Below are 26,547 nucleotides of genomic sequence, written 5' to 3' on the forward strand. Positions count from 1 at the left end.
CGTCACGCCCGTGGTCGGCACCAACGGGCACACCGCCGACGGCGACGCCGCCGACCCCCCGCCGGGACCCCCGCCCGCCGAGCCGTCGAGGGCGGCCGAGGGCTAGGCCGCCGGCGGCGGCCGGCGGGCCGACCAGCGCCCCGCCTCGGCCCGGGCCTCGACCTCCAGCGGGATCGCCAGGTACGCGTCGTGGTGGCGGCGGAGGCGGCGGAGGTTCGAGGCGTACCCGCGCAGGTAGCGCCACAGGAACCGGGCCACGCCCAGCTCCGCCCACTGCCGGGCGTGGACCAGCTCGTGGGCCAGCAGCTCCCGGCGCCCGGTCCGGTGGCGCATCTCGTCCCGGCGCACGAGGACCAGCGGCCCGAGGGTCATGGCGTCGGCGTGGGGCGGCAGCACCGGCACCCGCTGGACCCGCACCCTGCGCGCCACCGGCGCCGGGACGTGGTCGTAGGCCGAGCGCTCCACCGCCGAGAGCCTGCGCACCGCCGCAGCATGCCAAAGAGCGGTGCGATGTCGTCATCCGGGCAGGCCCGTAGGCTCGGATGGTGGCCGTGCACTCCGCACCCGACTGCCTCACGTGGATCGCGGCCCGGGTCGACGCCCGCATCGACGTCCTCCTGCGGACGGAGTCGAAGCGCTGGGCCGAGCTGGACGCCGACCTGCCCGAGCTGATCGAGGCGATCGAGGGCCTCGTCTTCGCCGGCGGGAAGCGCCTCCGCCCGGCGTTCTGCCACTGGGCGTTCGTGGGAGCGGGGGGCGATCCCGAGGACCCTGCGGTGGTCGACGCGGGTGCTGCCCTGGAGCTCCTCCACACCTTCGCCCTCATCCACGACGACGTCATGGACGGGTCCCACCGCCGCCGCGGCCGGCACACCGTGCACCGCGGCTTCGAGGCGCGCCACGCCGTCGCCGACTGGCGAGGCGAGGGCCGGCGGTTCGGCGAGGGCGTCGCCATCCTGGTGGGGGACCTGGCCTTCGTCTACGCCGACCTGCTGCTGTCGGCCGCCCCCCGGGCCGCCCTCGACGTGTTCACCGAGCTGCGCCTGGAGGTGAACGTCGGCCAGTACCTCGACCTCCTGGGGACGGTCCGGGGCGAGGTCAGCGTCGAGCAGGCGCGCCGGATAAGCCTCTACAAGTCGGGCAAGTACACGATCGAGCGGCCGCTCCACCTGGGCGCCGCCCTGGCCGGCCGGCTCGACGACCTGGCCCCCGCCCTGTCGGCCTTCGGCCGCCCCCTGGGCGAGGCGTTCCAGCTGCGCGACGACCTCCTCGGCGCCTTCGGCGACAGCCAGCTCACGGGCAAGCCGGTGGGCGAGGACCTCCGGGAGGGCAAGCCGACCGCCCTCTACGCGTTCGCGGCGGCGGCCGCCGACGGGGCCGCCGCCAAGCTGCTGGCCGACCGCTTCGGCGCCTCCGACCTCACGCCCGGCGAGGTGGCCGAGCTCCAGGGGATCTTCGAGGAGACGGGCGCCCGCCGGCAGGTGGAGTGCACGATCGACCGGCGGCTCGACGAGGCGTTGGCGTCGCTCGGCGGGACGGCTCTGGAGGGCCACGCGTCCGCCCAGCTGGGCGAGCTGGCCCGCTTCGTCGCCGGCCGTGACCACTGACGCGGCGGCCGGAGGCCGGCGGTCAGCCGCAGGTGCGCAGGGACGTGCCCGACGCCGTCGCCCGGCCCGACCGCTCGCCCGCCCAACGTGCCAGCGCGTCCGCCAGCTCGGCGGTGTCCCGCTCGGTGTCCATGACGAAGTCCATGCGGACGCAGGTGCGACCACCTTCGGTCCAGGAGACGTAGCGGTCGCCGCCCCACCCGTCGGCCGCCGCCACGGCGTCGCGGTTGCCCAGCTCGGCGTCCAGCATCAGCAGGAGGAACAGCTCGCCGATCTCGCCGTCGTCGAAGGCGGGCCCGTCGGCCGCCGGGACGGGGACCGCCCGGGGCTCGTCCCCGCGGAGGTAGCTGCGGGGGTCGAGCACGTGCTCGCTGCTGGCCGGCGGGGACGCGAAGGCGGCGTCGAGGCGGCTGACGCCCCCCGCTCCCACCACCGCCTCCACCAGGCCCGGACCGTACGCGTAGGGGAACCCGAAGAGCGCCTCCACCACCCGAGGGACGTCGGTCGGCACCTGCGCCGCCCGCCGGATCTCCTCGGCGCCGAGGGAGACCCGGTCCCGGGCCGACAGCGAGTCGCGGTAACGCTCCTCGATGCGCACGGCGCTGCCCTCGGCCAGGGCCTGGAACCCGAGGAACGCCTCGTCGCCCAGGTCGGACCGGTCCAGGTCGAAGTGCTGGTCCTCCAGGGCGTGGAGCAGCTCGTGCACGAGCACGACGCGGACGTACGGCGTCGCCGCCGCGCCGCGGACGACCAGCTCGTCGGTCGTGGGGTCGTAGAACCCGAGCACCGACGCGGCCGTCACCTCGCGCACGGTCTCGACCAGGTCGGTCCCCTCGTCGAGCAGCCCCATGGCCCGCAGGACGGCCTCGGCGTCGCGCAGCTCCTCGAGGTCCTCGTCCTCGTCCTCTCGCAGCCGGGCCTCGAAGGCGTCGTCGTCCAGCAGCGTCACGTCGACGGGCTCCTTGAAGGCCAGGCCCCGCTCGCGCTCCACGAACGCCTGGAGAGAGGGGACCACCGACTGGATGCCCGCCGGTGCGGCGGTGGTGGACGATCCCGCCGGCGGCGGGGGCGGCGGGGACGACGGCGGGGACGAGGGTGACGGCGCCGCCTCCCCCCGTCCCTCGTCCACGGTGGCCGTCCCGACGAGCCCGGCGACCAGGAGCACGATGACGGCGGAGACGACGGGCAGCATCGGGCGGGGCACCGGCCCAGCTTCCCCGAGACCCGGGCCCTTTGCAGGGTCGGGCCCCAGGCGGGAGAGTGGGCGCATGCGCGTCGTCGTGGTGGGTGCGGGGCTGGGCGGGCTGTCGGCGGCGTGCCACCTGGCCGGTCGCGGCCACGAGGTCGTGGTGATCGAGCGGGCCGACGTGCCCGGCGGCCGCGCCGGCCTGGTGGAGGAGGGCGGCTACCGCTTCGACACCGGGCCGTCGGTGCTGACCATGACCGGCCTGCTGTCCGACGTCTTCCGGGCGGCGGGCGCCGACATGGCCGACCACCTCACCCTGTCCCCTGTCGATCCCATGTACCGGGCCGTCTTCGCCGACGGGTCCGCCATCCGGGTCCGCCACGGGCGCGAGGCGATGACCGAGGAGATCCGCCGGGAGTGCGGCGACAAGGACGCCGGGGAGTTCGGGCGGTTCTGCGACTGGCTGGGCCGCCTCTACCGGCTGGAGCTGCCGAACTTCATCGACCGCAGCTTCGACTCCCCCCTCGACCTGGCGTGGCCGCTGCGCCCGATCGTCGACCTGGTGCGCATGGGCGGGTTCCGCAAGCTCAACTCGGTCGTGGAGTCGTACTTCTCCGACGACCGGCTGGTGCGGCTGTTCTCGTTCCAGTCCATGTACGCCGGCCTGTCGCCGTTCGAGGCGCTGGCCGTGTACTGCGTCATCACCTACATGGACACCGTCGAGGGCGTGTACTTCCCCGCCGGTGGCATGCACGCCATCCCCCGCGCCCTGGCCGCCGCCGCCGAGAAGGCGGGCGCCACCTTCGTCTACGGCCGCTCCGTCGAGCGGGTGGTGCGGCGGGCGGGCACCAGCGGGCCGGTCACCGGCGTCCGCCTCGACACCGGCGAGGTGATCACGGCCGACGCCGTGGTCCTCAACCCCGACCTGGCCGTCGCCTACCGCACGATGCTGCCCGAGCTCCAGATGCCGCGGACGCTGCGGAAGGGCAACTACTCGCCGTCGTGCGTGGTCTGGCTGGCGGGCGTCAAGGGCGGGTGGCCGCCCGGGGCCGCCCACCACAACATCCACTTCGGCGCCGCGTGGAAGGGGGCGTTCCAGGCCCTCCTGAAGGACGGCACGCGGATGCCCGACCCCTCCATCCTGGTGAGCGGCCCGTCGTCGTCGGACCCGTCCCTCGCGCCAGAGGGGTGCTCGTCGCTGTACGTGCTCGAGCCCATGCCCAACCTGGACGGTCGCATCGACTGGGTCTACGAGCGGGAGCGGGTGAAGGAGGACCTGACCGCCCGGGTGGCCGCCCTCGGCTACCCGTCGGAGGTCGAAGTCGAGCGGTTCTTCGACCCCACCGACTGGGAGCGCCGGGGCATGGAGCGGGGCACGCCGTTCGCCCTCAGCCACCGGTTCTTCCAGAGCGGCCCGTTCCGCCCCAACAACGTGACGAAGGCGGTGCCGGGCCTGGTCTTCGTCGGATCGGGAACGGTGCCCGGCGTGGGCGTCCCCATGGTGCTGCTGTCGGGGAGGCTGGCCGCCGACCGGGTGGAGGAGCAGCTCGGGAGGTGACCGTCCGTTCCGGCCCGTCACCTGTCACCCTGGAGGCGTCGTACGCACGCTGCCGCCAGCTCAACAAGCGGTACGGCACCACGTACTACCGGTCGACGTCGCTGCTCCCCCGGGTCAAGCGCCACCACGTCCACGCCCTGTACGGGCTGTGCCGGTACGCCGACGACATCGTGGACGACCTCGGGCCCGTCCCGGTCGAGCAGCGGGCGGCCGCCCTCGCCGCCTTCGGCGACCGCTTCTTCGCCGACCTGGCCGCCGGCCGGTCGAACGACCCCGTGCTCAAGGCCGTCGTGCACACCGTGCGGGCGTTCGACATCGACCCCGGGTGCGTGCGCCGCTTCCTGCGGTCGATGACCATGGACCTCTCCGTCGAGCGCTACGAGACGTTCGACGACCTCCTCGACTACATGGACGGGTCGGCCGCCGTCATCGGCGAGATGATGCTGCCCATCCTGGAGCCCCGGTCGCCGGACGCGTTCGGGCACGCCCGGGACCTGGGCATCGCCTTCCAGCTCACCAACTTCTGGCGGGACGTCGGCGAGGACCTCGAGCGCGGCCGGGTGTACGTCCCCCAGGAGGACGTCCGCCGCTTCGGGGCGGAACGGGCGCTGGCCGAGCGGCGGGTGACGCCCGAGTGGGTGGAGCTCCTGCGCTTCGAGATCGACCGCACGCGCCGCTACTACGCCTCGGGCGACCGCGGGATCCCCATGCTCCCGCCGGTGGCGGCGCGCTGCATCTCGGCCGCCCGGGTCCTCTACTCCGGGATCCTCGTGCGCATCGAGCAGGCCGGGTACGACGTGTTCACGGCCCGGGTGCGGGTGCCCGGGTGGCAGAAGCTGGCCGTGGCCGCCCGCGTCGCCCGCCCGCGCGTGGGCGCGCGCTGACCGGCGGCCGCGTCACGCCCGGGCCACGACCTTGCGCACCAGGTCGGCGGCCAGGGCGGCGTCGAACGGCCCGCCGGCGTTGATGAACGAGAAGCTCATCCCGAGCAGCCCCTTGCGCACGAACACCAGGTCGGCGACGATCGGCAGCTGCTGGCCCTCGGCCGACAGCGTCGTGGTGAGGCGCACGGCCGCCGTGCCGTCCCCGTACGCCGGGAAGGGCAGCCGCGCCGCCTTCGCCGGGGCGAACTGGGCGCCGGCCGCCTCCTCGGCGATCACCTCGTCGAACTGGCGCGTCGCGCAGTCGAGGAACCGGGGGCCGGTGATGGCGGCGTACTCCCGGTCGACGGTCGCCATGTCGGGTGCCCGGTCCACGGACGAGCTGGCCTGCGTGATGGCGTCGCCCACCGAGAAGTCGGGGGACCTCGCCTCGGGCCGCTCGGCGGTGCCGACGTCCAGCCCCAGGCACCGGCGCAGGGCGGCCTCCGCCTCCTCGTCGTCGGGGTCGTCGCTCGGCTCCGACGTCCAACCCGGCGGGAAGTCGCCCTGGCGCAGGACGACGTCCTCCAGCTCCGGGTCGGCCGCCGGCGCCGGCGCCGTCGTGGTCGAGGCGTCCCCGCCGCCGCCACCGGCGGCCGCCGTGGTGGTCGTCCCGTCCGCCGCCGTCGTCGTCCCCGAGGCCCCGTCGCCGCCGCCGTCGCACCCGCCCCCGGCGACGACCAGGGCCACCAGCAGTGCTGCCACACGAGTTCGCATGCGCGACGGTAGGCCATGACCGGGACGCGCCTGGCGCTCGAGGGCCTGCGGTGGCTGGTCGGGACCTGGCTGCTGTGGTCGATCCCCCGGTGCCGGCCGAGCGGCGGGTCGGTGCCCGGAGAGGTCGCCGTGATCGTGCCGGCGCGCGACGAGGAGCACACCCTCCCGGCCCTGTTGGCGTCGCTGGCGCGACAGGAGCCGCGCCCGGCCGAGATGGTGGTCGTGGACGACGGGTCGGCCGACGGCACGGCCGAGGTGGCGCGGCGGGCCGGCGCCACCGTCGTCGCGCCCGGGCCGCTCCCGGCGGGGTGGACGGGCAAGTCGTGGGCGTGCTGGGCAGGGGTGCAGGCGACGGCGTCGCCCACGCTGGTGTTCCTCGACGCCGACACCGAGCTCGCCCCCGGCGGGCTGGCCCGGGTCGTCGCCGAGCACGCCCGCCGGGCCGGGCTGGTGTCGGTCCAGCCCTTCCACGTGACCGAGCGCCCCTACGAGCGCCTCTCGGCGTTGTTCAACGTGGTGTCGATGATGGGCGTCGGCGCCTTCGCCCCCGCCGCCGCCCGCCGGCGCCGGCCCCCCACCGGTGCGTTCGGGCCGTGCCTGGTGGCCGCGAGGGAGGACTACCTGGCCGCCGGCGGGCACGCGGCGGTCCGGGGCGAGGTGGTGGAGGACGTGGCGCTGGCCCGCCGGTTCACGGAGGCGGGCCGGCCGGTGGCGTGCCTGGGCGGGCGGGGGACGATCGCGTTCCGCATGTACCCGGGCGGCGTGCGCCAGCTGGTCGAGGGGTGGACCAAGAACTTCGCCACCGGCGCCCGCGCCACCCGCCCCCTCACCCTCGTGTCGATCTCCGTGTGGCTCAGCGGGTGCATCTCGGCCGCCTGGTACCTCGGCGCCGGGACGATCGGCCGGGGCCCCGCCGCCGCCCTCTACGCCGCCTACGCCGCCCAGCTGGCGTGGATGCTGGCGCGCGTCGGGCGCTTCGGCGCCGCCACGGCGCTCGCCTTCCCCGTCCCCCTTGCGTTCTTCCTGATGGTGTTCGCCCGCTCGCTCGTCCTCACCCACGTCCGCGGCGAGGTGCGGTGGCGGGGCCGGGCCGTGCCTGCCGGACGCCGGGCGGGCCGGTGACGCGGGGGCGGCTGCTCGCCGTGATCGCGCTGGACGCGGCGGCGTGGGCCGCCGTCCAGGTGGGCACCGGGTACGTGTCCCACCGCCTGCCCCTCCGCCTCCTCGACCGGGACGGCTGGCTGTGGCGGGAGCGCCGGTGGGAGCAGGGCGGGCGGTTCTACGTCGACGTCGCCCGCATCCGGCGCTGGAAGCGGTTCCTGCCCGAGGCGGGGGCGGCCTTCGAGGGTGGCTTCGACAAGCGGCGCCTGCGGGGCCGCGCTCCCGCCGACCTGGAGCGCTTCGCCGCGGAGACCCGCCGGGCCGAGCTGGGGCACTGGCTGGCCCTCCTGCCCGCTCCGGTGTTCGTGGCGCTGAACCCGCCGCTCCTGGCGCCGTTCATGGCCGCGTACCCGCTGGCCGTGAACCTCCCGTGCATCGCCGCCCAGCGCTACAACCGCATCCGGCTGCGCCGGGCGGCCGGGCGGCTCAGGGCACGCGGCTGACGGCGTCCGGCGCGGCGAACGGGTCCCACGTGGCCCCCAGTGCCCTCCGGCGCAGCTCGGCGGGGACCAGGGGAAGGAGCATGCCGAACGGCTCGCCGCCGTAGAGGTGGTGGATGCGGTGCGACGACTTCATCCACTCCAGCACCCGGTAGCGGCCCTTCACCCACCCCAGCCGGCGGTGGATGTAGATCTCGTGCACGAACAGGTACGACACGCCGTACAGGGTGATGCCCACGCCGATGAGCACCAGGTTGCGGACGGGCACGGCGGTGCCCACCGCGAACGCGGCGACGGCCACCGACGAGAACATCATCGGGTACAGGTCGTTGAGCTCGAACCCGCCGCCGTCGGGGTCGTGGTGGCTCTGGTGGAGGCCGATGCCGAACCCGTGCATCACGAACCGGTGGGTCAGGTAGCTCACGCCCTCCATGGCCACCAGGGCGGCGAGAACGATGGCGAGCCCCGTCACCGATGCCCCGTGGCCTTCGGCCGCCTCGACCGATGGGAATCGCCGGCGGCCGTCCCCGCCGCCGCAGGCGGCCCCTCCGGATGCCGGCACAGGGGGCAGCGCGGAGGACGGCCGGCTCGCCGGGCGGCCGCAGCACGGCCGGCTCGGCGAGGAACCTCCGGTTCCGAGCCGATTCTCCTCACAGCCTGCCCAGGATACCGGCGCTGGCGCGGTCTTCCGTCGTCGGCTGCGGGCCACGGCGGCCCAGGCGCTCCCACACCAGGATGGCGAGGGTGAGCATGGCCCACGCGTAGGCGAACTCCTCGGTGGGGATGTCGAGGGGCCAGCGCCAGCCGCTCAGCACCTCCGGGTTGTAGATCACGATCGGGTCCGAGAGCTTGGTCATCCACCCGTCGACGGGGACCTGGAAGGCGAACACGATGGCCATGGCGATCCAGTACGCCTTCTGGCGGAACACCCCGGTGCGCAGCACCTTGAGCTCCAGGAGCACCACGACGGCCGCCGCCAGCAGCGAGAAGCCGGGGTAGGCGGGGATCACGATCCCCGCCGCTCGAGCCACGCCAGCCCGTTGCGCACCGCCTCCAGGGTGAGGATGGCGCACACCGGGACGGCCAGGAAGAACACCAGCTCGTCGACCGGGAAGTCGGGCAGGATCTCCCACCCGGTGGTGAGCCTGTCGCTGAACCCCCAGTGGCCCCGGGCCACGGCGATGACGTCCCAGACGACGAACGGCGCGGCCGTGATCGCCAGCGTGAGGGCCAGCCGGCGGGGCTGGCGCCACACCCGCGCGCCGAGCACCAGCTCCAGCGGGAGGGTGATCAAGAGGCAGAGCCCCATGAGCATGAGGTACTGATAGCGGTCCATGGCGATCGATCCGGTTGTGCCGACAGGGGTGGGGGCGGCGATGGTGCTGCGCGCTCCCGAGCGACTCATGCTACGTACCGAGGCCCCGCTCCAGATGGTCGACATGACCGACGGGGTGGCCGACGTGGTGCGCCGCGCCGGGCTGGCCGACGGCATGGTCAACGTCTTCTGCCCGCACACCTCCTGCGGCCTGGCCGTCACCGAGGACGAGGCCGGCCACCACGCCGACCTGGCGGCCGTCCTGGAGGAGCTGGCGCCCGCCGGCCGGGCGTGGGCGCACGACGACCTCGAGAACCGGTGGCAGAACCTGGAGCCCGACGAGCGCCGCAACGGCTGGAGCCACATCCGCGGCCTGCTCGCCACCACGCCGTCGATCGTGCTCCCGGTCGCGGCCGGCGAGCTGGCCCTCGGCCAGTGGCAGCGGCTGTTCCTCGTCGAGCTGGACGGGCCGCGCCCGGCGCGGACGGTGGTCGTCCAGGCGTGGGGCACCCCCGGAGGCTGACTCCACGTACCCCGCGGGCCCCCGCTACGGTGGGAGGGCCATGGTCCTCGAGCGCGTGAACGGCCCTGCGGACCTGCGCTCCCTGACCGCCGACGAGCTCGCCACCCTGGCGGCGGAGATCCGCGAGTTCATCGTGCAGGCCGTGTCCGTCACCGGCGGGCACCTGGGGTCGAACCTGGGCGCCGTGGAGCTGACGCTGGCGCTCCACCGCGTGTTCGACTCCCCCCGGGACATCATCCTGTGGGACACCGGCCACCAGGCCTACGTGCACAAGATCGTCACCGGCCGGCGCGATGCCTTCGCCACGCTGCGCCAGAGCGGCGGGCTGTCCGGGTACCCGTCGCGCGCCGAGTCCGAGCACGACTGGGTGGAGAACAGCCACGCGTCGACCATCCTGAGCTACGCCCACGGCATCGCCACGGCGGTGGACGGGACGGGCGCCAACCGGCGGATCGTGGCCGTGGTCGGCGACGGCTCGATGACCGGCGGCATGGCCTTCGAGGGGCTCAACAACCTCGGCCACAGCGGCAGGCGGGTCGTCATCCTGCTGAACGACAACGGCCGGTCCTACGCCCCCACCGCGTCGCGGCTGGGCGAGAGCCTGGCCCGCCTGCGGCTGCGCCCGGGCTGGGTCCACCTCCAGGAGCGCCTCGAGCACCTGGTGCACGACATGCCGGCCGTCGGCGGGCTCGCCTACTCGAGCCTCCGCGGCGCCAAGGCGGCCCTGCGCGAGGTGTTCGAGCCGCCCGTGTTCTTCGAGGACCTCGGCGTCCGCTACACCGGCCCCTTCGACGGCCACGACATCGCCGGCGTGGAGGCCGCCCTCCGCAACGCCGCCGCCTACGACGGCCCCATCGTCGTCCACGTCCTCACCCAGAAGGGCCGGGGCTACCCGCCGGCCGAGCTGGACGACGAGAAGTGCCTGCACGACACGCCGGTGTTCGACGTGGGGACGGGCCCGCCCAAGTGGCGTCCGGCGGGGTACACCGAGGCGTTCGCCCGGGCCATGCTGGAGGTGGGCGATCGCCACCCCCAGGTCCACGCCATCACGGCGGCCATGCCCGGCCCCACCGGCCTCATCCCGTTCCAGGAGCGGTTCCCGGGCCGCTTCCACGACGTGGGCATCGCCGAGCAGCACGCCGTCACCGCCGCCGCCGGCATGGCCATGGGGGGGCTCCGGCCGGTCGTGGCCGTCTACTCCACCTTCTTCAGCCGGGCGTTCGACCAGGCCAACCTCGACGTGGGCCTGCACGGGCTGCCGGTGGTCTTCGCCCTCGACCGCGCCGGCATCACGGGCGACGACGGGCCGTCCCACCACGGCGTGCTGGACCTCGCCCTGTGCCTGCAGATCCCGGGCATGACGGTCTTCGCCCCGTCGTCGGACCAGGAGATCGGCGTCATGCTCCAGGAGGCCCTGGAGTGCGACGGGCCGGCCGTCATCCGCTACCCGAAGGGCGTGGCCCGCCAGGCCGCCCCGGGCGACGTCGGCTCGGGCCTCGAGGGCCGGCTGGTGCGCCGCGGTGACGGCGAGCTGTGCATCCTGGCCGTGGGCACCATGCTGGAGGCCGCCGAGGAGGCGGCCGACCAGCTGGCCGCCGACGGCGTGCCCGCCACCGTCTGGGACGTGCGGGTGGTGCGCCCGGTCGACCCCGCGCTCGTCGCCGACGCCGCCCGCCACCGGGTCGTGGTCACCGTCGAGGACGGCACGCGCGTCGGCGGGGCGGGGGCCTTCCTGGCCGACGCCCTGGCCACGGCGGCGGCCGCCGCCGGCCACCCGGCCCCGTCGGTCGTCGTCCTGGGGACGCCGGTCGCCTACATCCCCCAGGCCAAGCCGACCCTCATCCACGCCGCCCTGGGCCTGGACGCCTCCGGCGTGGCCGCCTCGGCCCGCGCCGCCCTGGCCCGGTCCGCCTCCTCGCCGTCTCGGTAAACGACGACGTCAGAACGCTCCGCGGGTCAGCCCTCCATGCGGCCGACGCCGAGGGTGAGCCCGGAGTCGGCGTAGGCGCCGCCGAACAGCATGCGCAGCCCGGACGCGTAGGCGCCCGAGAAGCTCAGCTTCAGGCGGAGCCTCGACCCGACCGGCACGGTGGAGGGCGAGACGGTGAAGGCGTAGTCGGCCCTGGTGGGCTCGGCCCGCACCTCGTCGGCCCCGTCGATCCTGCGCTCCATGTCGCCGGCGGCGATCGACGTGGCGGTGCCGTCGGGCGCCACCGCGTCGAGCACGTAGCCCACACGAGAGGCGAAGGCCGCCGTCCACACCGCCGCCGCCGGGTCGGCCAGCCAGAGCCTGAGGTTGGACGGGCCGCCGACCACGGCGGGCGACGGCAGCGCCGGTGAGGTGAACGTGGCCGGGATCTCGAGGCCGTAGCCGAGGGCCCAACCGACCACGCCCGACGTGCAGGTGCCGGCCGCCGGCGAGCCGCCCATGGTGGCGTCCACGGCTCCCTGGGTGAGGACGCACCCCTCGGGCGACGACAGGGGCACGGGCAGCGGGACGGCGGGCGGCACCTGGCCCTGGAAGTGGAGGGTGGCGCTGCCCTCGGGGACGAACCGGGGCCCGACGCCCACCGCCTCGGCGGTCCGGCGGGCCACCTGGGCCACCGCCACCGTCACGGCGTTGCCGATCAGGGCGTCGGTGTCGGCCGCCCCCAGCACCCCGGTCACCGTGACCTTCCACGTGCCGTACCGGACGGCGGCCGGGTCGATCTCGGCGAACATCGTCGACACGCCGGCGGTGGCCGACGGGGTGCTCGTCCCGACCACCTTGCCGGCGGCGTCGGTGACGCTGACCTGCCAGTCGAACGGGTTGATGCCGACCAGGGCGAGGCTGGGGTAGGAGACCACGGCCCGCACGGCGTCGGTGCCGGCGGCCACCTCGGTGGCGAACTCACGGGACACCAGGCCGGAGACCGTCGCCGGGAGCTCGGGCGAGAACGCCCACAGGTCGCTGGCGCGCACCGAGAACGACCGGGCCCGGAGGACGCGGTCGTCGGCGGCCGCCTGGAGCCGGTCCAGCAGGGCCTGGGAGAAGTCGGGCCGGCGCACGAGGGCGACGGCCGCCGCCGCGTCGGTGAAGCCGTAGCCGCTCTCGAAGAATTCCGCCTCGCCCCGCATCGGGGCCGCCGTCACCTGGAGGACCTGGCGCACCTGGTCGGGCGTGAGCGACGGCCGGGCCTCGAACAGCAGCGCGGCGACGCCCGAGACGTGGGGCGCCGCCATGCTCGTGCCCGAGAGGGTGGCCGTGCCGCCCGGGAGGGCGGGCGACAGCGTCCCGATGCCGGTGGGCGTGCCGGACGACACGATGTCGGTCCCGGGCGCGCTCACGTCGGGGTGGTAGATGCCGATGCGGTCGCCGTCGAAGCGGAGGTGGCGGTCGTCGGGTACGGGGGCCGCCGTCGAGTTGTCGTGCTCGTAGCCGCCGGAGCTGAAGGCCGAGCGGTCCCGGTCGTTGTTCGCCGAGCCGGCCGAGATGACCCAGGGGGCGACCGAGTACGGGTTGATGGTGCCCTCGGCGCCGTCGTTGCCGGCCGAGAACACCACGACCAGCCCGGCGTCGTGGAGGGCCCTGGTGGCGACGTTGATGGGGTGGTTGGGGTCGAACAGGCGGCCCGACTGCCCCCACGAGTTGTTCACGACCCTGATCCCCCACTCGAGGTGGTGGACGAGGATGTCGTCGAAGGCGGCCAGCACGGTGAAGATCGAGATGGCGTCGCCCGTCCCGTAGCCGATGAGGTCGGCGTCGGGCGCCACGCCGACCTGGTCGGGCGACGTGTGGGCGTCGCCGGCCACGATGCCGGCCACGTGCGTCCCGTGGCCCGACGTGGTGTCGCTGTTCATCCCGTCCATGGGGACGACGAGGGTCCCCGGCGGCTCGTCGGGCCGGTGCTTGCCGCCCAGCACGTCCAGGATCTCGGGCCCCACCAGCTTCATGTTGTGGGTCACGTGGTCGGCCAGGTCGGGGTGGGTGGCGTCGATGCCGGTGTCCACCACCGCCACGCCCACGCCCCTGCCCCGCAGCCCGGTGTCGCGCAGGGTGTCGGCACCGATGGCGGCCGTCGACTCGGCCGAGTGCAGCACCAGCTTCTCGTCGGGGTAGACGTCGAGGGCCACGCCCTTGCGCACCGCCGCCTCCAGCTGGGCCTTGGTCCCCGACACCAGGGCGAGCGGCAGCTCGCGCATGGGCAGGACGTCGAGGCCGAGGTCGGCCAGCGCGTCGCCGCGCACCCTCGTGGAGGGGCCGAAGGTGGCGATGCCGAGGAGCCGCTCGCCCGCCGCCGCCGGCACCGACGCCAGCGTGGCCAGGCCCTGGAGGGGGCCGGTCGTCGGGGTGGCCGACGGCTGCGAGGTGGACGCCCGGCGCACGGCGACGGTGGCCGTCGCCGTGCCCAGGGTGCCGGCGATCAGGGCGGCCAGCACCACCACGGCGAGACGATGGACACGACGCATCCCCAACGGTTCACCCCACCTCGGATCCGGGACCGGGTGGCGAGGGTACCGGAGGACGATTGCCCCGGGAAGTGGGGATGTCGGGATTCCGGACGTTTCGCCCGGTGTCAGCCGTCTACCGGCTCCACCAGATGGGGGCCGTCGTTGCGCACGCTGTTGACCGCGGTGCTCACCGGCCACGCCTCCAGCAGCTCGGGCGGGCACGGGCGGCACAGGGCGACGAGGCGGTCGACGTCGGTCACCGACGGGTCCAGCCACACGTCGCAGGCGCCGGGCGGGAGGACCACCGGCATCCGGTCGTGGAGCGGGCGCACGACGTCGTTGGGGTCGGTGGTCAGCACCGTGCAGGTCCGCAGCGGGTCGGTGCCGGGCTGCGCCGGGTCACGCCAGACGTCCCACAGCCCGGCCAGGGCGAGCGCCCGCCCGTCCCGGGCCCGGACGAGGAACGGCTGCCGGGGGCGGTCGGGCGACGCCGCCCGCCACTCGTAGAACCCGTCGGCGGGCACCACGCAGCGCCGGCGCTGGAGCGTCCGGCGGAACCCGGGCCGGTCGGCCAGCCGCTCCGACCGCAGGTTCACCATGCGCCGCCCGGCGGCGGGCGCCTCGGCCCAGTTGGGCACCAGGCCCCACGACAGCGTCCCCAGCCTCCGCCCCGCCGGCGTGGCGGCGACGGCCACGACGTCGTCGGTGGGCGCCACGTTGTAGCGGGCCTCCAGCTCGGCCGCCCGCACGTCGGCGGCCAGGAACTGCTCGGCCAGCACGGAGACGGGAGTGGCCGCCACGATGCGACCGCACACGGCGTCAGGCGCCGGCGCAGGCCTCGTCGACGGTGTCGTACAGCGACAGCACCTTGTCGAGGCTGGTGATCTCGAACACCTTGCACACCCGGGCCGACGTGCACACCACGCGCATGTCGCCGCCATGGGCCCGGATCCGCTTGAGGCCGGCGACGAGCGCACCCAGGCCGGTGGAGTCGAGGAACTCGGTGGCGGTGAGGTCGACGACCACCCGCTGGTGGCCCTCGACGACGGACGCGACGAGCGCCTCGCGCAGGCGGGGCGCCGCCATCAGGTCGATCTCGCCCTCCACGGCGATGACCGCGCACCCCTCCCGGTCGTTGCGCTCGACCCCGTAGCCCTCCACCATCCGAAGGTAACCGACCGGGTGCCCGTGCGGGGAACGATCCGCACACGAACCGGCGTGGACCGGCTCGTGGCGCGGGGGTTAACCTGCCCGGCCAGAGCGGAACCCTCCCCCACGCCTGGAGACGGCCATCGAACGCACCCTCGCCCCCGATCCCGCCGCGGCGATCGTCACCCACGCCACGGTGCGCCGTCTGGGGCCGCGTGAGCTCCTCCGCCTCCAGAAGATGCAGTGGGTGCTGCTCAAGAACCTGGGGCCGGCGCTGCTGCGCAAGAAGACCCGAAGGCCCGAGGCGCTGGCGCCCCGCCTGCACAAGGTGGTCGTCTCCCTGGGCCCGCCCCTGGTGAAGCTCAGCCAGGTGGTGTCGTCCAGCCCCGGGCTGTTCCCGGCGCCCATCGCCAACGAGCTGCGCGAGCTGCTGGACAGCGCCCCGCCCGAGCCGTGGGACGAGATGCGCAAGATGGTCGAGAAGGGGCTGGGGGGGCCGGTCGAGCAGTTCTTCGCCAGCTTCGACCCCGAGCCGCTGGCCGCCGCGTCCATCGCCCAGGTCCACGGCGCCACCCTGCACGACGGCACCCAGGTGGTCGTGAAGGTGCGCCGGCCGGGGGTCGAGAAGCAGTTCCGCCGGGACCTGCGCCTGCTGCGGGTCACCGCCATCCTGGCCGCCAAGCTGTCCAAGTCGGCACGGGTGGTCAACCCCGTCGGCATCGTCGACGACGTGGTCACCACCCTCGGCCAGGAGCTGGACTTCGGGATCGAGGCGGCGTCCATGGAGCGCTTCGCCGCCAACCTGAAGGCGTTCGGCAGCAACGACGACATCCGGGTGCCGGCCGTCCACCACGAGCTGTGCGGCCACGGCGTGCTCACCATGGAGCGCATCGACGGGATCAAGGTGGACGACCTCCCCAGCCTCGTCGCCACCGGCTTCGACCTGTTCGAGCTCCTCCGGTCGGGCGTGCGGGCGTGGATCGAGGCGGCCTGCGAGCACGGCTTCTTCCACGGCGACGTCCACGCCGGCAACCTCATGGTCGACCGCAACGGCAAGGTCGTGTTCCTCGACTTCGGGATCATGGGCGAGCTGGACGACGTCACCCGCGACCTGGTGCGCCGGGGCGTCGTGGCCATGCTCCACCGCCAGGACTTCGGCGAGGTGACCGCCTGCCTGGCCGAGCTGGGCGCCCACCTGGGCCACGCCACCGACCGGGACCGGGCGGCGGAGGCCATCGCCCGCCTGGTGACCCCGTGGCTGTCGCGCCCCATCTCCGAGATCGACTACCTGGAGATCTTCGGCCAGGCCGTGCGCATGGCCGCGCCCCGGGGCGTGCAGCTTCCGAGGACCCTGGTGCTGCTCGGCAAGCAGATCCTGTACTTCGAGCGCTACGCCGTGCTGGTAGCGCCCGACTACGACATCCTCCAGGACCGCTTCCTCATCGAGTTCATGATCGACGGCGACGACGAGGGGGCCGAGGGGGCCGAGGGCGCCGGCCCGCCGCCGGCGCCGCGGATGGCCGAGGGGGCCACGCTGGGGTCGCTGGTGGCGGGGAACGGGCCCGCCGCGGCGGAGCCGCAGCCCGCCGCCGCGACCGTCCGCCGCCGCAAGAAGCGGGCGGCGGACGCCTGACGGTCGCCCGGCCGGCGGGAGGCGGGCCTGGGGCCGATCCGACGCCGCCCCGAGCGCCCGGTCAGCGGCGGGCGGGCCTGGGGCGGATGGTGAGGAGGTTGCCACCGCACGTGCAGAGGGTCTCCTCGCAGCGGTGCTGGCCCTCGGTGGCGTCCAGGCGGTCCAGCACGCCCCGGAGCGTCTCGCCCAGGGTGCGCAGCTCCTCGATGCGGCGCTCCGTCTCGGCCAGCTTTCCCTGCACGAGCTTGGCCAGCTGCGGGTGGTTCTCGCCGCAGCACCCTTCGGCGACGTGGATGAACTCCTCGGCCTCGGCCAGGCTGAGCCCGAGCACCTTGGCCCGGTTCACCAGCTCGATGCGGCGCAGGGCCTCGTCGTCGTACAGCCGGTACCCGGCGTCGGTGCGGCCGGCCGGCTCGACCAGGCCCATCTCCTCGTAGAGCCGCAGCGCCTTGCGCGTCAGCCCCGTGCGGCGGCCGACCTCGGCCACGGTGAGCAACTCGGTTTCCACACTTCAGATTCTACGGCCGCCGGTGCACGGAGACGGCGTAGTCCCCGCCTTCGTTCCACGGGCGCCGGTCCCAGGTCGCCCACCGCTCGGCCAGCTCGAGGCCGGCCGCCCGGCAGGAGGCGTCGTAGTCGGCCAGGCCGTAGTGGCGGTCCAGCTGGAACCCGGCGACGAGGGCGCCTCCGGGCGCCAGGTGGCGGGCCAGGTTCGCCACCACCGCGTCCTCCGTCCCGGCGTCCACGAAGATCATCACGTTGCCGGCGGCCACGACCACGTCGAACGGCGCCACGTCGCCCAGGTCGACGCCGGCCAGGTCGCCGTGGCGCCAGTCCAGCTCGGGCGCCTTGTCCCTCGCCACCGCCAGCATCTCGGCGTCGAGGTCGACCCCGACCACCTCGACGCCCCGCCGGGCCAGCTCGATGGCGACCCGGCCCGTGCCGCACCCGGCGTCGAGCACCCGCCGGGGGCCGAGGGACTCGACGAACGACGCCTCGCCGTGGACGTCGTCGCCCGACGCCGCCTTCTCCGCGAACCGGCGGTCGTACTCGGTGGCGGGCGGACGGTCGCCCGATCGCAGCCAGCGGTTCACGGGACGCCCACGGAGGAACGTTAGGCACATGGCCGCACCCGACGGGTTCCTCGACCTCACCGGCGAGCTCGACTTCTCCATGCTCGTGGTCACCGCGTTCGACGGGCGGGAGCGGGCCGGCTGCCTGGTCGGGTTCTCGACGCAGTGCAGCATCGACCCGCCCCGCTACCTCGTGTGCATCTCGACGGCCAACCACACGGCGCGGGTGGCGGCCGGCTCGGAGATGCTCGCCGTCCACGCCCTGGACGCCGGCCACACCGGCCTGGCCCGGCTGTTCGGCGAGGAGACGGGCGACGAGGTCGACAAGTTCGCCCGCGCGGCGTGGCGCCCCGGCCCGGGCGGCGTCCCCGTCCTCGAGGTGTGCACCTCGTGGTTCGTCGGCCGCACGCTCGAGCGCATCCCCGTGGGCGACCACACCGCCGTGGTGCTGGAGCCGGTCGACGTCGCCCACGCCCCCGGCCTGCGCCCGCTGCGGTTCGCCGACGTGAAGGACCTGGCGCCCGGGCACCCGGCCTGACCCCGGGCCCGGCCCGGGCATGGCGGGGGCGCGCCGCGGGGTACGACGACGGGGATGCCGACGCCTCGGGCCCGGGCCCGCACCCTCGCCGTCGTCCTGGCCGGTGGGGCGGGCGGGCGCATGGGCCCCCTCACCGAGCGGCGGGCCAAGCCCGCCCTCCCCTTCGGCGGCACCCACCGGCTGATCGACTTCCCGCTGAGCAACTGCGCCAACAGCGGGATCAGCGACGTGTGGGTGGTCCAGCAGTACCTGCCCCACGCCCTGGAGGACCACCTCGCCAACGGGCGGCCGTGGGACCTCGACCGGACCCAGGGCGGGCTGCTCCTCCTCCATCCCTTCACCGGCGACGAGGAGGGAGGGTTCCACAAGGGCAACGCCGACTCGCTGTGGCGCTACCGGCGGCTCATCGCCGACTTCGACGCCGACGTGGTGCTCGTGCTCAGCGCCGACGCCGTCTACACCCTCGACTACCGGGACGTCGTGGACGCCCACCTGGCCCACGACGCCGACGTCACCATGGTGACGACCCGGGTGGAGGAGGACGCGTCGCGCTTCGGGGTGGTCGACGTCGACGGCGACGGTCGCGTGCGCGCCTTCTGGTACAAGCCCGACGGCCCGCCGACCGACCTCGTCACCATCGAGGTGTTCGCCTACCGGCCGTCGGCCCTGGCCGGGACGCTGGAGCGGCTGGCCGACGAGGGCGGCGAGCTGGCCGACTTCGGCGACGCCCTGCTGCCGGCGCTGGTGTCCGGCGGCCGGGCCTTCGAGCACCGCTTCGAGGGCTACTGGCGCGACGTCGGCACGCCGGAGAGCTACTGGCAGGCCCACCGGGACCTGCTCGACGGCGTCACCGGCATCGACCTCGACGACCGCGGCTGGCCCGTGCGCACCACGAGCAGCCACCGCCAGCCCGCCCGCTTCGGCGCCGACGCCTCCGTCGAGCACTCGATGGTGGCGCCCGGGTGCGTGGTCGACGGGCGGGTGGTGCGGTCGGTGCTGTCGCCCGGCGTCGTCGTGGAGAAGGGCGCGGTGGTCGATTCCGCCGTGGTGCTCAACCAGGCCGTCGTCCGGGCCGGCGCCCGGGTGCAGCGCGCCGTCGTCGACCTCCACGCCGACGTGCCGGCGGGCACGTCGGTGGGCGCCGAAGACGAGGTCACCGTGTTCGCCCCGTCCGCCGACGACGGCGAGGACGGGGCGTGATGCCCCGGCGACGCTCCGACGGGCCGGGGCGGGCCGGCGGGCCCGCTCTCCCGTTCCGGCGGCAAGAAGGGGCGCATAGCGCCCCTTTCTGCCGCCAGAACTCCTTGGCCGGCCTTCAGCGCCGACCGGTCGGGCCGGGCCCGGCGAATCGGATCAGAAGCGGCTGGGGCCCGGCGCAGTGAACGCCGTGGTGGAGATGACGTTGAGGTTGGTGTCAAGGATGTCGGCGCTCGGGGTGTAGACCGGCGTGCCGGCGGCGGCGACCGTCTTGATATTTGGGGTGCTACTGGCGGCGCCGAGGGTGATGGTCAGCGTCCGGCCGGCGGCGTTCCACGCCAGCTCCGAGGCGTTGGCCCCGCTGCCCGAGAACGTGGTCGTGGCGCTGACGTAGTCGGCGCCGAGAGCGATGGACCCGAGGTTGAACGTACAGCCGTTCATGGTGACGGTCAGGACGTCATTCCCTCCTGCCTCGGTGATGGTGACGACCACAGCGTTGTTGCCAGTCTCGCTCGGGTTGCTGGTGTCACCGCCGCTCCATGAAGAGCACAGCGAGGAGACCTGCACGTTCCGTGAGAACGTGATCGCCACCGTGTCGTCGCGGCTGGCGGTGCCGGCGGTGCCGCTGTTGTTGGCGAGCACCACGTTGGTCGGTGCGAAGGGGGGCACCGTGAAGGTGCTGGCCGCACTGGTGCCGGTGTTGCCGGCGCTGTCGGTCTGGGTGGCCTGGGCGGTGTAGGTGCCCGTGGCGAGGGCGTCTGCCGTGGTCGACCAGGACGAGCCCGAGCGGGTGGCCGTTTTGGTCTGCACCGGGGTGCCACCCGTGCCGGTCCCCGGGTAGATGAGCACGGTCACGTTGGCGGAGTCCCCGCCGGCGTTGCCGGCCGCACCCGACAGCGCCGGCGTGGTGGTCCTCACCGTGTCGCCGCTGGCCGGAGAGGTGAGGGTGGGGGCGGGCGCCGTGTTGTCGACCGTGACGGTGACCGCCGGTGACGTGAAGGCGTTGCCGGCGACGTCGGTGGTGACGACGCGCAGGTCGTGGTTGCCGGCGGCGAGGACGGTGGTGTCGAGGTTCACGGAGTAGGGGCTCGACGTGTCGGTGCCGATGGTGGTCCACGAGCCGGCGCCCGCCGCCGAGCGCTCGAAGCGGGCGGAGGCCACGCCCGACGTGGCGTCGGCGCTGTCCGACGCCACGGCGACGGTCTGGCGCACGCTGGCGCCGGCCGTCGGGGCGGTCACGGCGCCGGTGGGGGCGGTGGCGTCGTACACGAAGGCCCGCGACACCGACGAGGTGTTCGCCGGCGTGTCGGTGGCGACGACCCGGGCGGTGTACGACCCGTCGGCCGGGAAGGACGAGGCGGGGAACGGGAGGCTCCAGGTCGTGGTGCCGGTGGCGGTGACCAGCACCTCGTCGGCACTCGAGAACGACGACCCGTTCCAGTAGTTGCCGGAGCCCTGGCGGAGGCTGACCTGCACGCCGGTCACGCCCGAGCTGTCGGCGGCGGTGCCGCAGATCGACGACGAGCACCCGCTGTCCCAGGTGGCGCCGCGGTAGGCGGCACCGGCGGCGGGGAACGTCACGTCGATGGTCGGGCCGGCGGCGTCGGCGTTGACGGAGACGGGCGCGCTGGCCGGGCTGGCCGCCGTCCACGACCGCCACACGGCGGTGACCGAGTAGGTGTAGGTGCCCGAGGCGACGCCCGTGTCGTCGCAGCTCCGGGCGCCGTCGCCGGGGAGGATGGGCGAGGCGAGGCTGCTGCCGCACACGTCCGTGGCCGTGGCGCCGGCGTGGCGGCGCACCCAGTACGCGACGGACGCGGCGCCTTCGGGGGCGGCCACGCCCGTCCACGACACCGGGACGGTCGTGCCGGACACGGTGCCCGGCACGGTCGGTGCGGCCGGTGCGGTGAGCTCACCCACGCCGGCGGCGGCGGTGCCCGTCCCGGTCGAGGTGAAATAGGCCCCGGCGACGCCGACGCCGGTGAACGCGACGGCGGCGAACACGATGGTGCGGATGGTGCGCTTCATGGCTTGGTCGCCTGTCCGGTGAATGCGAGCGAGAACGTGACGCCCTTGCAGGCGTCCTGGTTGGAGGTGAGGTTCGGCATGGTCAGCTGCGGCCAGGAGGCGGGCGCCACGCCGAGCTGCTCGAGCGACCGGGTGGAGTTGGCGGGGACCGTCACCGGGGTCGAGAACGGCTGGGTGACCTCGAGGTTCGTGGAGCCGACGCACTGGGCGTTGCCGGTGCCGTCCCCGACGGAGATCTCCACGGCGGTCACCCGGATGGCGAAGTTGTAGGGGTTGCCGAGGACGAGGTTGAGCGGCCGGGTGACCCCGGGAGCGAAGGGCTGGTCGACCACGCCGCCGATGGGGAACCCGCCCTTGAGCACGATCGACCAGCAGTGGCCCGTGTGGGGGCCGCGGTTGCCGGCGGCGTCGACGGCCCGGGCGTCGAAGCAGTGCTCGTCGATGCTCAGGTTGTTGAAGTTCGAGGTGCTGCCGCACGGCCCGAAGGGCTGCCCGTCGAGCCGGCACTCGAAGGTGACGCCGGCCTCGGGGTGGGTGAGGCGGAAATGGGCGTTGGTGTTCGAGGTCGGGTCGTCCGGCTTCTCGGCCAGCACCGGCGCGGCCGGCGCCACCGTGTCGATGCGGAAGGCGGCGACCGTCTCGGACGCGGTGGCGGTGGTGTTGCCCAGCGTGTCGGTGGCCCGCACCCGCACGGTGTAGGCGCCGTCGGCCGGCAGGGGGAGGGCCAGGCGCCAGGTCGTCGAGGCGGCGCCGGGGCTGCCGAGCGTGGCGGGCACGAAGGTGGGCGATCCCGACTGGTACACGGCGACGTGGACCGACGCCACGCCCGTCTGGTCGGTGGCGGTGCCACAGATGCCGGCCGGCGCGCAGCCGGCGTTCCATGCGGCCGCGTTGTACGAGCCGTTGGCGGTGGGGAACGCGAGGGTGACGGCCGGGGCGGCCTTGTCGGTCTTGGGGGCGGCCAGCGCCGTTCCCACGGCGAGCACCAGCCCCGTCGCGCCGGCGACCGCCAGGAGCGCCACCAGGCGGGTCCGCCCGGGTGTCGCCGGGCGCCGCATCTTCCGCATCGGTCAGTCCTCGGTTTCCAGGATCAGTGGGACGGTGAGGGTGAGGGGAACGCAGCAGGGCCGGGGAGGGGCCCGAGCCCCTCCCCGGCAACCCGCCCGGGCGCTAGTTGCTGGTGAAGCCCAGGGTCAGCGTTGCGTTCTTGCAGGCGTCCTGGTTGTCGGCCGTGTTCGCCATCGTCAGCGTCCCGGTCGCCGTGATCACGTTGGATCCGGGGTTCACCTGCTGGTTGGCGGTGACGGTGGGCATGGTGAAGTCGGCGACCACGCAGGCCGGATCCGATGCCGTGACGCTGGCCAGCGAGATCGAGGTCACGTACTGGACGCCGGTCGAGGGGTTGTCGACGGTGAAGCTCACCGGCACCGAGGTGCCGGGGTACAGGGCCCCGGTGGTGGTCCCGTTGACGGTCACCTCGGTCGAGGTGCCGGCGGTGGCCGAACCCTCGCCCGAGCCGGTGGTGGTCCAGTAGGCGAAGGCGATGCCGGCGCCGCCGGCGATGGTGGCCGCAGCGGCCGCGGCGGCGATCTTCTTCTTCAGGCTGATCTTCATTTGGGCGCGTTTCCTTTGGTATGGGCACCTGACGGGGCCTCGAATTGACGACAAGGAACTGCTCTTGAGGCCGGCGTCGGTTTCGCCACTCGCTCCCCCCCCGGCCGAATGGCGACCATGTGCTCGCCGGGAGGATCGTCGCAACCGCCTGCGCTAGAACCATCGCCGAGGAAGGGCCCCGTTCCAATAGGTCAAATGACGATGCGACGATTCCGGCCCGGAACCGCCCGAAGGGGCTGGTCACGGGCTTGGTGGACCCCGGAACGCCGGACGGGCGCCCCAGGGGGACCGCCCGGCGCGACGCGGGCGGTCATCGTCGCGAGGTGGACGATCCGCTATCGTCGAACGCGTGTTCGCCTGGCTCGACGACCTCGATCCCGAGCAGCGGCGGGCCGTCCTGCACGACGGCGGCCACCTGCTGATCGTGGCCGGCGCGGGGAGCGGTAAGACGCGCACGCTGGCCTGCCGCGTGGCCCGGCTCCTGGCCGAGGGCGCCCGGCCCGAGCGCATCCTGCTGCTCACCTTCTCGCGGCGGGCGGCGCGGGAGATGCTGGCCCGGGCCGGGCAGCTGGCCGAGGCGGACGGCGCCAGGCGGGTGTGGGGCGGCACGTTCCACGCCGTCGCCAACCGCCTGCTGCGCCTGCACGGGGCGGCCGTCGGCCTGCGCCCCGGCTTCACCGTGCTCGACTCGGGCGACAACGCCGACCTGCTCGGCCTCGTGCGCTCGGAGCTGGGCCTGGGCGAGACGGGCCGCCGCTTCCCCCGCAAGGAGACGCTGGCCGCCATCTACTCGCGGGTGGTGAACGCCCAGGAGCCGCTGGCCGAGGTGGTGGAGCGCTCGTTCCCCTGGTGCCGCGACGACATCGACGGCATCCGGGCCGTCTTCGCCGGCTACGTCGAGCGCAAGCGGGCCCGGAACGTCGTCGACTACGACGACCTGCTCCTGTACTGGCGGGCGCTGGCGTTGTCCCCCACCGCCGGCCCGGTGCTGCGGTCGGCGTTCGACCAAGTCCTGGTCGACGAGTACCAGGACACCAACGCCGTGCAGGCCGACATCGTGGCCGCCATGGCCGGTCCGGCGGTGCGGGTGTCGGCCGTGGGCGACGACGCCCAGGCCATCTACGGCTTCCGCTCGGGATCGGCCCGCCACATGCTCGAGTTCCCCGGCCGGTTCCCGGGCGCCGAAATGGTCGTCCTCGACCGCAACTACCGGTCCACGCCGCCGGTGGTGGACGCCGCCAACGCGGTGATCGCCGAAGCGGAGAAGGGCTTCGCCAAGGTGCAGCGGGCCGTCCGCGACGGCGCCGCCCGGCCCGTCCTGGCCACCTGCGCCGACGAGCCGGCCCAGTCGGCGTTCGTGTGCCGGAGCGTGCTGGAGCACCGCGAGCGTGGCGTCCCCCTCCGCCACCAGGCGGTCCTGTTCCGCACCGGCCACCACAGCGACGGCCTGGAGCTCGAGCTGGCCCGCCGCAACATCCCGTTCGTCAAGTACGGCGGCCTCAGGTTCCTGGAGGCGGCCCACGTCAAGGATCTGCTCGCCCTGCTGCGCGTCCTGGAGAACCCGAGCGACGAGCTGGCGTGGATGCGGGTGCTCGGGCTGGTCGAGGGCGTGGGGCCGGCCACCACCCGGCGGCTGCTGGGCGAGCTCGGCGTGGCCGAAGCCCTTGCGCTGCAACGGTTCCTGGCCGACGACGGTCCCCGCTTCCCGCCGGCCGCGGCCGTCGACGTGGCCGCCCTCCGACCGGCCCTGGCCGAGTGCGCGGGCGGCCAGGTCCCGCCCGCCACCCAGGTGGAGCGGCTGGCCGAGGCGTGCGTCCCGCTGTTCGCCCGGCGCTATCCCGGGACGGCGTCGGTGCGCCTGGCCGATCTCGAGCACCTTCGCGGCACCGCCACGTCGTACACGACGCGGAGCCGCTTCCTGGCCGAGCTCACGCTCGACCCGCCCGCCGCCACCGGCGACCAGGCGGGCCCGCCCGGCCTCGACGAGGACTGGCTCACCCTGTCCACCATCCACTCGGCCAAGGGCGGCGAGTGGCAGGTCGTGCACGTGATCCACGCCTCGGACGGCAACCTCCCGTCCGACATGTCGCTCGGGTCGTCGGACGAGGTGGAGGAGGAGCGCCGCCTGCTGTACGTGGCGCTCACCCGGGCCCGCGACACGCTCGTCGTCTCATACCCGTTGCGCTACTACGTCCACCGCTCCGGCTCGGACGACCGCCACACCTGGGGCCAGCCCAGCCGCTTCCTGGTGCGGGCGGCGGTGGCGTTCGACGCCGTGGCCGTGGGCGAGACGGTCGTCGACGACGACCCGGTGACGGCCGAGCTGGCCGCCCTGTGGGGGTAGAGGTCTGGAGTCGCCGCCCCTCGTCAGTCGGCCGAGGAGGCGAGCGTCGCCGGGTCGACCATCGACGCCGCCCTGGCCAGTGCACCCGGGTTGCGGGTGCCGACGCCGGGCGAGAACGGCAGAGCGGCGCGCAGCGCCCGCTGGAGCCAGGCCACGGCCAGCGGGGCGTGACGGGGCTCGACGTCGGGGTCGACGGCCGATCCCGAGAGGATCTGCACGGCGGCTCGCCGGACCCGGTCGGCGTCGGGCTCGTGGCCCGCCGCCCTGGCCCGGTGGACGAGGTGGGACGCCACCAGGTTCAGCTCCTCGGCGCCCCGGGTGACCGAGGCGTGGAGGGCGGGCAGGGCGGTGACCACCAGCCACAGGGGGGTGCGGCGGGCCAGGAAGCGGAGCGGCCCGACCCGGCCCGCCACCTTGGCGGCGACGGCGGCGCCGGTGGACCCGCCCAGCAGGGGGGCGTTGGGGTGCTCGGACAGCGCGCCGGCCAGGGCGGCCCGCTCGGCGACGGGGCGAGGGCGGTCGACGGCGTTGGCGGCGATGCGCCCGGCCAGCACCCGGCCCGGGGCCTCGACGGCGTCGCCCACGGCGGACAGCGATACCGAGCCGGCGCGGGACACCGACGTCATGGCCGCCCGGACGAAGTCGCGGATGGCGCCGGCCAGGCCAGCATCGCCGCTCGAGCCGGTCCCCGCCTGCTCCGATGCGGCCAGGCGCACGGGCGGCGTCCCGCCCGACGGCACCACGGCACCCCGGCCGGAGCCCGCCCCTCCGCCCGTCCGCCGCCGCGGCGCTGACCGGCCGGCTCCGCCCTCACCAGGGCGGGCTTCCGGGCCGCCCGCGCCGGGGCGGGTCTCCGGGCCGACCCCGCCAGACGGCGCGCTCGCCGCCGCACCCCCGGACGGCGCGCTCGCCGCCGCACCCTCGGACGGCGCGCCCGCCGCCGCACCCTCGGGCGGCGCGCTCGCCGCCGCACCCCCGCCGGACGGCGCGCTCGCCGCCGGACCCTCGCCGGTGCCGTGCCGCTCGCCGTCGTCCCGAGGGTCAGCCGCCGGTGTCACCAGTCTCCTCCCCCCACGTCGCCGCCGCCGAAGTCGCCCCCGCCCCAGTCGCCGC

At 74.6% G+C, this 26,547-nt stretch carries 26 protein-coding genes; 11 read left to right on the forward strand and 15 right to left on the reverse strand.

The genetic code is table 11. The features are described 5' to 3' along the window. Positions 1-102: 102 nt before the first annotated feature. Positions 103-483: a DUF4157 domain-containing protein gene (locus VM242_05105; GenBank protein HVM04530.1), complete on the reverse strand. Its 381-nt coding sequence runs from the start codon at positions 481-483 to the stop codon at positions 103-105. Positions 484-545: 62 nt separating this feature from the next. Between VM242_05105 and VM242_05110 the strand changes: the two genes are divergently transcribed. Then, entirely contained in the window at positions 546-1,607 is a 1,062-nt protein-coding gene (locus tag VM242_05110; GenBank protein HVM04531.1) for a polyprenyl synthetase family protein, read from the forward strand. A 22-nt stretch (positions 1,608-1,629) separates the two neighbouring features. On the opposite strand, the gene VM242_05115 is transcribed toward VM242_05110, so the two are convergent. After that, on the reverse strand, positions 1,630-2,811 hold the full coding sequence (locus VM242_05115; protein ID HVM04532.1) for a hypothetical protein: 1,182 nt from the start codon (positions 2,809-2,811) through the stop codon (positions 1,630-1,632). A 64-nt stretch (positions 2,812-2,875) separates the two neighbouring features. Between VM242_05115 and crtI the strand changes: the two genes are divergently transcribed. Beyond that, a complete protein-coding gene (gene crtI / locus VM242_05120; GenBank protein ID HVM04533.1) occupies positions 2,876-4,351 on the forward strand; it encodes a phytoene desaturase family protein in 1,476 nt (491 codons plus the stop codon). Further along, positions 4,348-5,235: a phytoene/squalene synthase family protein gene (locus tag VM242_05125; protein ID HVM04534.1), complete on the forward strand. Its 888-nt coding sequence runs from the start codon at positions 4,348-4,350 to the stop codon at positions 5,233-5,235. Before crtI ends, VM242_05125 begins: the two co-directional genes overlap by 4 nt. A gap of 12 nt (positions 5,236-5,247) precedes the next feature. On the opposite strand, the gene VM242_05130 is transcribed toward VM242_05125, so the two are convergent. Beyond that, the gene (locus VM242_05130; GenBank protein ID HVM04535.1) at positions 5,248-5,988 is read right to left on the reverse strand and encodes a hypothetical protein; all 741 of its coding nucleotides are present in this window, start codon (positions 5,986-5,988) and stop codon (positions 5,248-5,250) included. A gap of 15 nt (positions 5,989-6,003) precedes the next feature. Here VM242_05130 and VM242_05135 point away from each other — a divergent pair, with 15 nt between their 5' ends. Beyond that, positions 6,004-7,110 carry a glycosyltransferase family 2 protein gene (locus VM242_05135; GenBank protein HVM04536.1) on the forward strand — a complete coding sequence of 369 codons (1,107 nt, stop codon included), beginning with the start codon at positions 6,004-6,006 and terminating at the stop codon, positions 7,108-7,110. Beyond that, complete coding sequence (locus tag VM242_05140; protein ID HVM04537.1) at positions 7,107-7,592, forward strand: hypothetical protein; 486 nt, start codon at positions 7,107-7,109, stop codon at positions 7,590-7,592. Before VM242_05135 ends, VM242_05140 begins: the two co-directional genes overlap by 4 nt. Here the strand turns inward: VM242_05140 and VM242_05145 are convergent. The 3 genes from VM242_05145 to VM242_05155 all read right to left on the reverse strand — a co-directional run bounded on the left by VM242_05145 (position 7,576) and on the right by VM242_05155 (position 8,925). Beyond that, a complete protein-coding gene (locus VM242_05145; GenBank protein HVM04538.1) occupies positions 7,576-8,061 on the reverse strand; it encodes a sterol desaturase family protein in 486 nt (161 codons plus the stop codon). The genes VM242_05140 and VM242_05145 overlap by 17 nt on opposite strands. Positions 8,062-8,239: 178 nt before the next feature. Further along, positions 8,240-8,599 carry a lycopene cyclase domain-containing protein gene (locus VM242_05150; GenBank protein HVM04539.1) on the reverse strand — a complete coding sequence of 120 codons (360 nt, stop codon included), beginning with the start codon at positions 8,597-8,599 and terminating at the stop codon, positions 8,240-8,242. Continuing rightward, the gene (locus VM242_05155; GenBank protein ID HVM04540.1) at positions 8,596-8,925 is read right to left on the reverse strand and encodes a lycopene cyclase domain-containing protein; all 330 of its coding nucleotides are present in this window, start codon (positions 8,923-8,925) and stop codon (positions 8,596-8,598) included. The genes VM242_05150 and VM242_05155 overlap by 4 nt, the downstream gene beginning before the upstream one ends. Before the next feature lie 67 nt (positions 8,926-8,992). On the opposite strand from VM242_05155, the gene VM242_05160 reads away from it, so the two are divergent. Further along, positions 8,993-9,427: a secondary thiamine-phosphate synthase enzyme YjbQ gene (locus VM242_05160; GenBank protein HVM04541.1), complete on the forward strand. Its 435-nt coding sequence runs from the start codon at positions 8,993-8,995 to the stop codon at positions 9,425-9,427. A 40-nt stretch (positions 9,428-9,467) separates the two neighbouring features. After that, a complete protein-coding gene (dxs, locus tag VM242_05165) occupies positions 9,468-11,357 on the forward strand; it encodes a 1-deoxy-D-xylulose-5-phosphate synthase (protein HVM04542.1) in 1,890 nt (629 codons plus the stop codon). Between the two features lie 26 nt (positions 11,358-11,383). On the opposite strand, the gene VM242_05170 is transcribed toward dxs, so the two are convergent. The 3 genes from VM242_05170 to VM242_05180 form a co-directional block, all read right to left on the reverse strand. Continuing rightward, on the reverse strand, positions 11,384-13,876 hold the full coding sequence (locus tag VM242_05170) for a S8 family serine peptidase (GenBank protein ID HVM04543.1): 2,493 nt from the start codon (positions 13,874-13,876) through the stop codon (positions 11,384-11,386). A gap of 107 nt (positions 13,877-13,983) precedes the next feature. Next, the gene (locus VM242_05175; protein HVM04544.1) at positions 13,984-14,673 is read right to left on the reverse strand and encodes an SOS response-associated peptidase; all 690 of its coding nucleotides are present in this window, start codon (positions 14,671-14,673) and stop codon (positions 13,984-13,986) included. Positions 14,674-14,677: 4 nt separating this feature from the next. Beyond that, on the reverse strand, positions 14,678-15,019 hold the full coding sequence (locus tag VM242_05180; protein HVM04545.1) for an STAS domain-containing protein: 342 nt from the start codon (positions 15,017-15,019) through the stop codon (positions 14,678-14,680). 184 nt (positions 15,020-15,203) lie between these two features. Here VM242_05180 and VM242_05185 point away from each other — a divergent pair, with 184 nt between their 5' ends. Then, positions 15,204-16,640 carry an AarF/UbiB family protein gene (locus VM242_05185; GenBank protein HVM04546.1) on the forward strand — a complete coding sequence of 479 codons (1,437 nt, stop codon included), beginning with the start codon at positions 15,204-15,206 and terminating at the stop codon, positions 16,638-16,640. Between the two features lie 61 nt (positions 16,641-16,701). On the opposite strand, the gene VM242_05190 is transcribed toward VM242_05185, so the two are convergent. Both VM242_05190 and VM242_05195 read right to left on the reverse strand, forming a co-directional pair. Continuing rightward, on the reverse strand, positions 16,702-17,148 hold the full coding sequence (locus VM242_05190; protein HVM04547.1) for a MerR family transcriptional regulator: 447 nt from the start codon (positions 17,146-17,148) through the stop codon (positions 16,702-16,704). 10 nt (positions 17,149-17,158) lie between these two features. After that, on the reverse strand, positions 17,159-17,764 hold the full coding sequence (locus VM242_05195) for a class I SAM-dependent methyltransferase (GenBank protein HVM04548.1): 606 nt from the start codon (positions 17,762-17,764) through the stop codon (positions 17,159-17,161). Here VM242_05195 and VM242_05200 point away from each other — a divergent pair. Beyond that, a complete protein-coding gene (locus VM242_05200; protein ID HVM04549.1) occupies positions 17,763-18,251 on the forward strand; it encodes a flavin reductase family protein in 489 nt (162 codons plus the stop codon). The genes VM242_05195 and VM242_05200 overlap by 2 nt on opposite strands. 54 nt (positions 18,252-18,305) lie before the next feature. Next, positions 18,306-19,451: a glucose-1-phosphate adenylyltransferase family protein gene (locus VM242_05205; GenBank protein HVM04550.1), complete on the forward strand. Its 1,146-nt coding sequence runs from the start codon at positions 18,306-18,308 to the stop codon at positions 19,449-19,451. Between the two features lie 153 nt (positions 19,452-19,604). On the opposite strand, the gene VM242_05210 is transcribed toward VM242_05205, so the two are convergent. The 3 genes from VM242_05210 to VM242_05220 form a co-directional block, all read right to left on the reverse strand. Continuing rightward, positions 19,605-21,476: an Ig-like domain-containing protein gene (locus VM242_05210; protein ID HVM04551.1), complete on the reverse strand. Its 1,872-nt coding sequence runs from the start codon at positions 21,474-21,476 to the stop codon at positions 19,605-19,607. Continuing rightward, the gene (locus VM242_05215) at positions 21,473-22,543 is read right to left on the reverse strand and encodes a hypothetical protein (protein ID HVM04552.1); all 1,071 of its coding nucleotides are present in this window, start codon (positions 22,541-22,543) and stop codon (positions 21,473-21,475) included. Before VM242_05215 ends, VM242_05210 begins: the two co-directional genes overlap by 4 nt. Before the next feature lie 103 nt (positions 22,544-22,646). Continuing rightward, a complete protein-coding gene (locus VM242_05220; protein ID HVM04553.1) occupies positions 22,647-23,090 on the reverse strand; it encodes a hypothetical protein in 444 nt (147 codons plus the stop codon). A gap of 349 nt (positions 23,091-23,439) precedes the next feature. Between VM242_05220 and VM242_05225 the strand changes: the two genes are divergently transcribed. Further along, positions 23,440-25,434, forward strand: a complete 1,995-nt coding sequence (locus VM242_05225; GenBank protein ID HVM04554.1) for an ATP-dependent helicase — start codon at positions 23,440-23,442, stop codon at positions 25,432-25,434. Positions 25,435-25,457: 23 nt separating this feature from the next. On the opposite strand, the gene VM242_05230 is transcribed toward VM242_05225, so the two are convergent. Next, entirely contained in the window at positions 25,458-26,177 is a 720-nt protein-coding gene (locus VM242_05230) for a hypothetical protein (protein HVM04555.1), read from the reverse strand. Positions 26,178-26,547 lie beyond the last annotated feature (370 nt).

This window comes from Acidimicrobiales bacterium (assembly GCA_035540975.1).
GTDB lineage: Bacteria > Actinomycetota > Acidimicrobiia > Acidimicrobiales.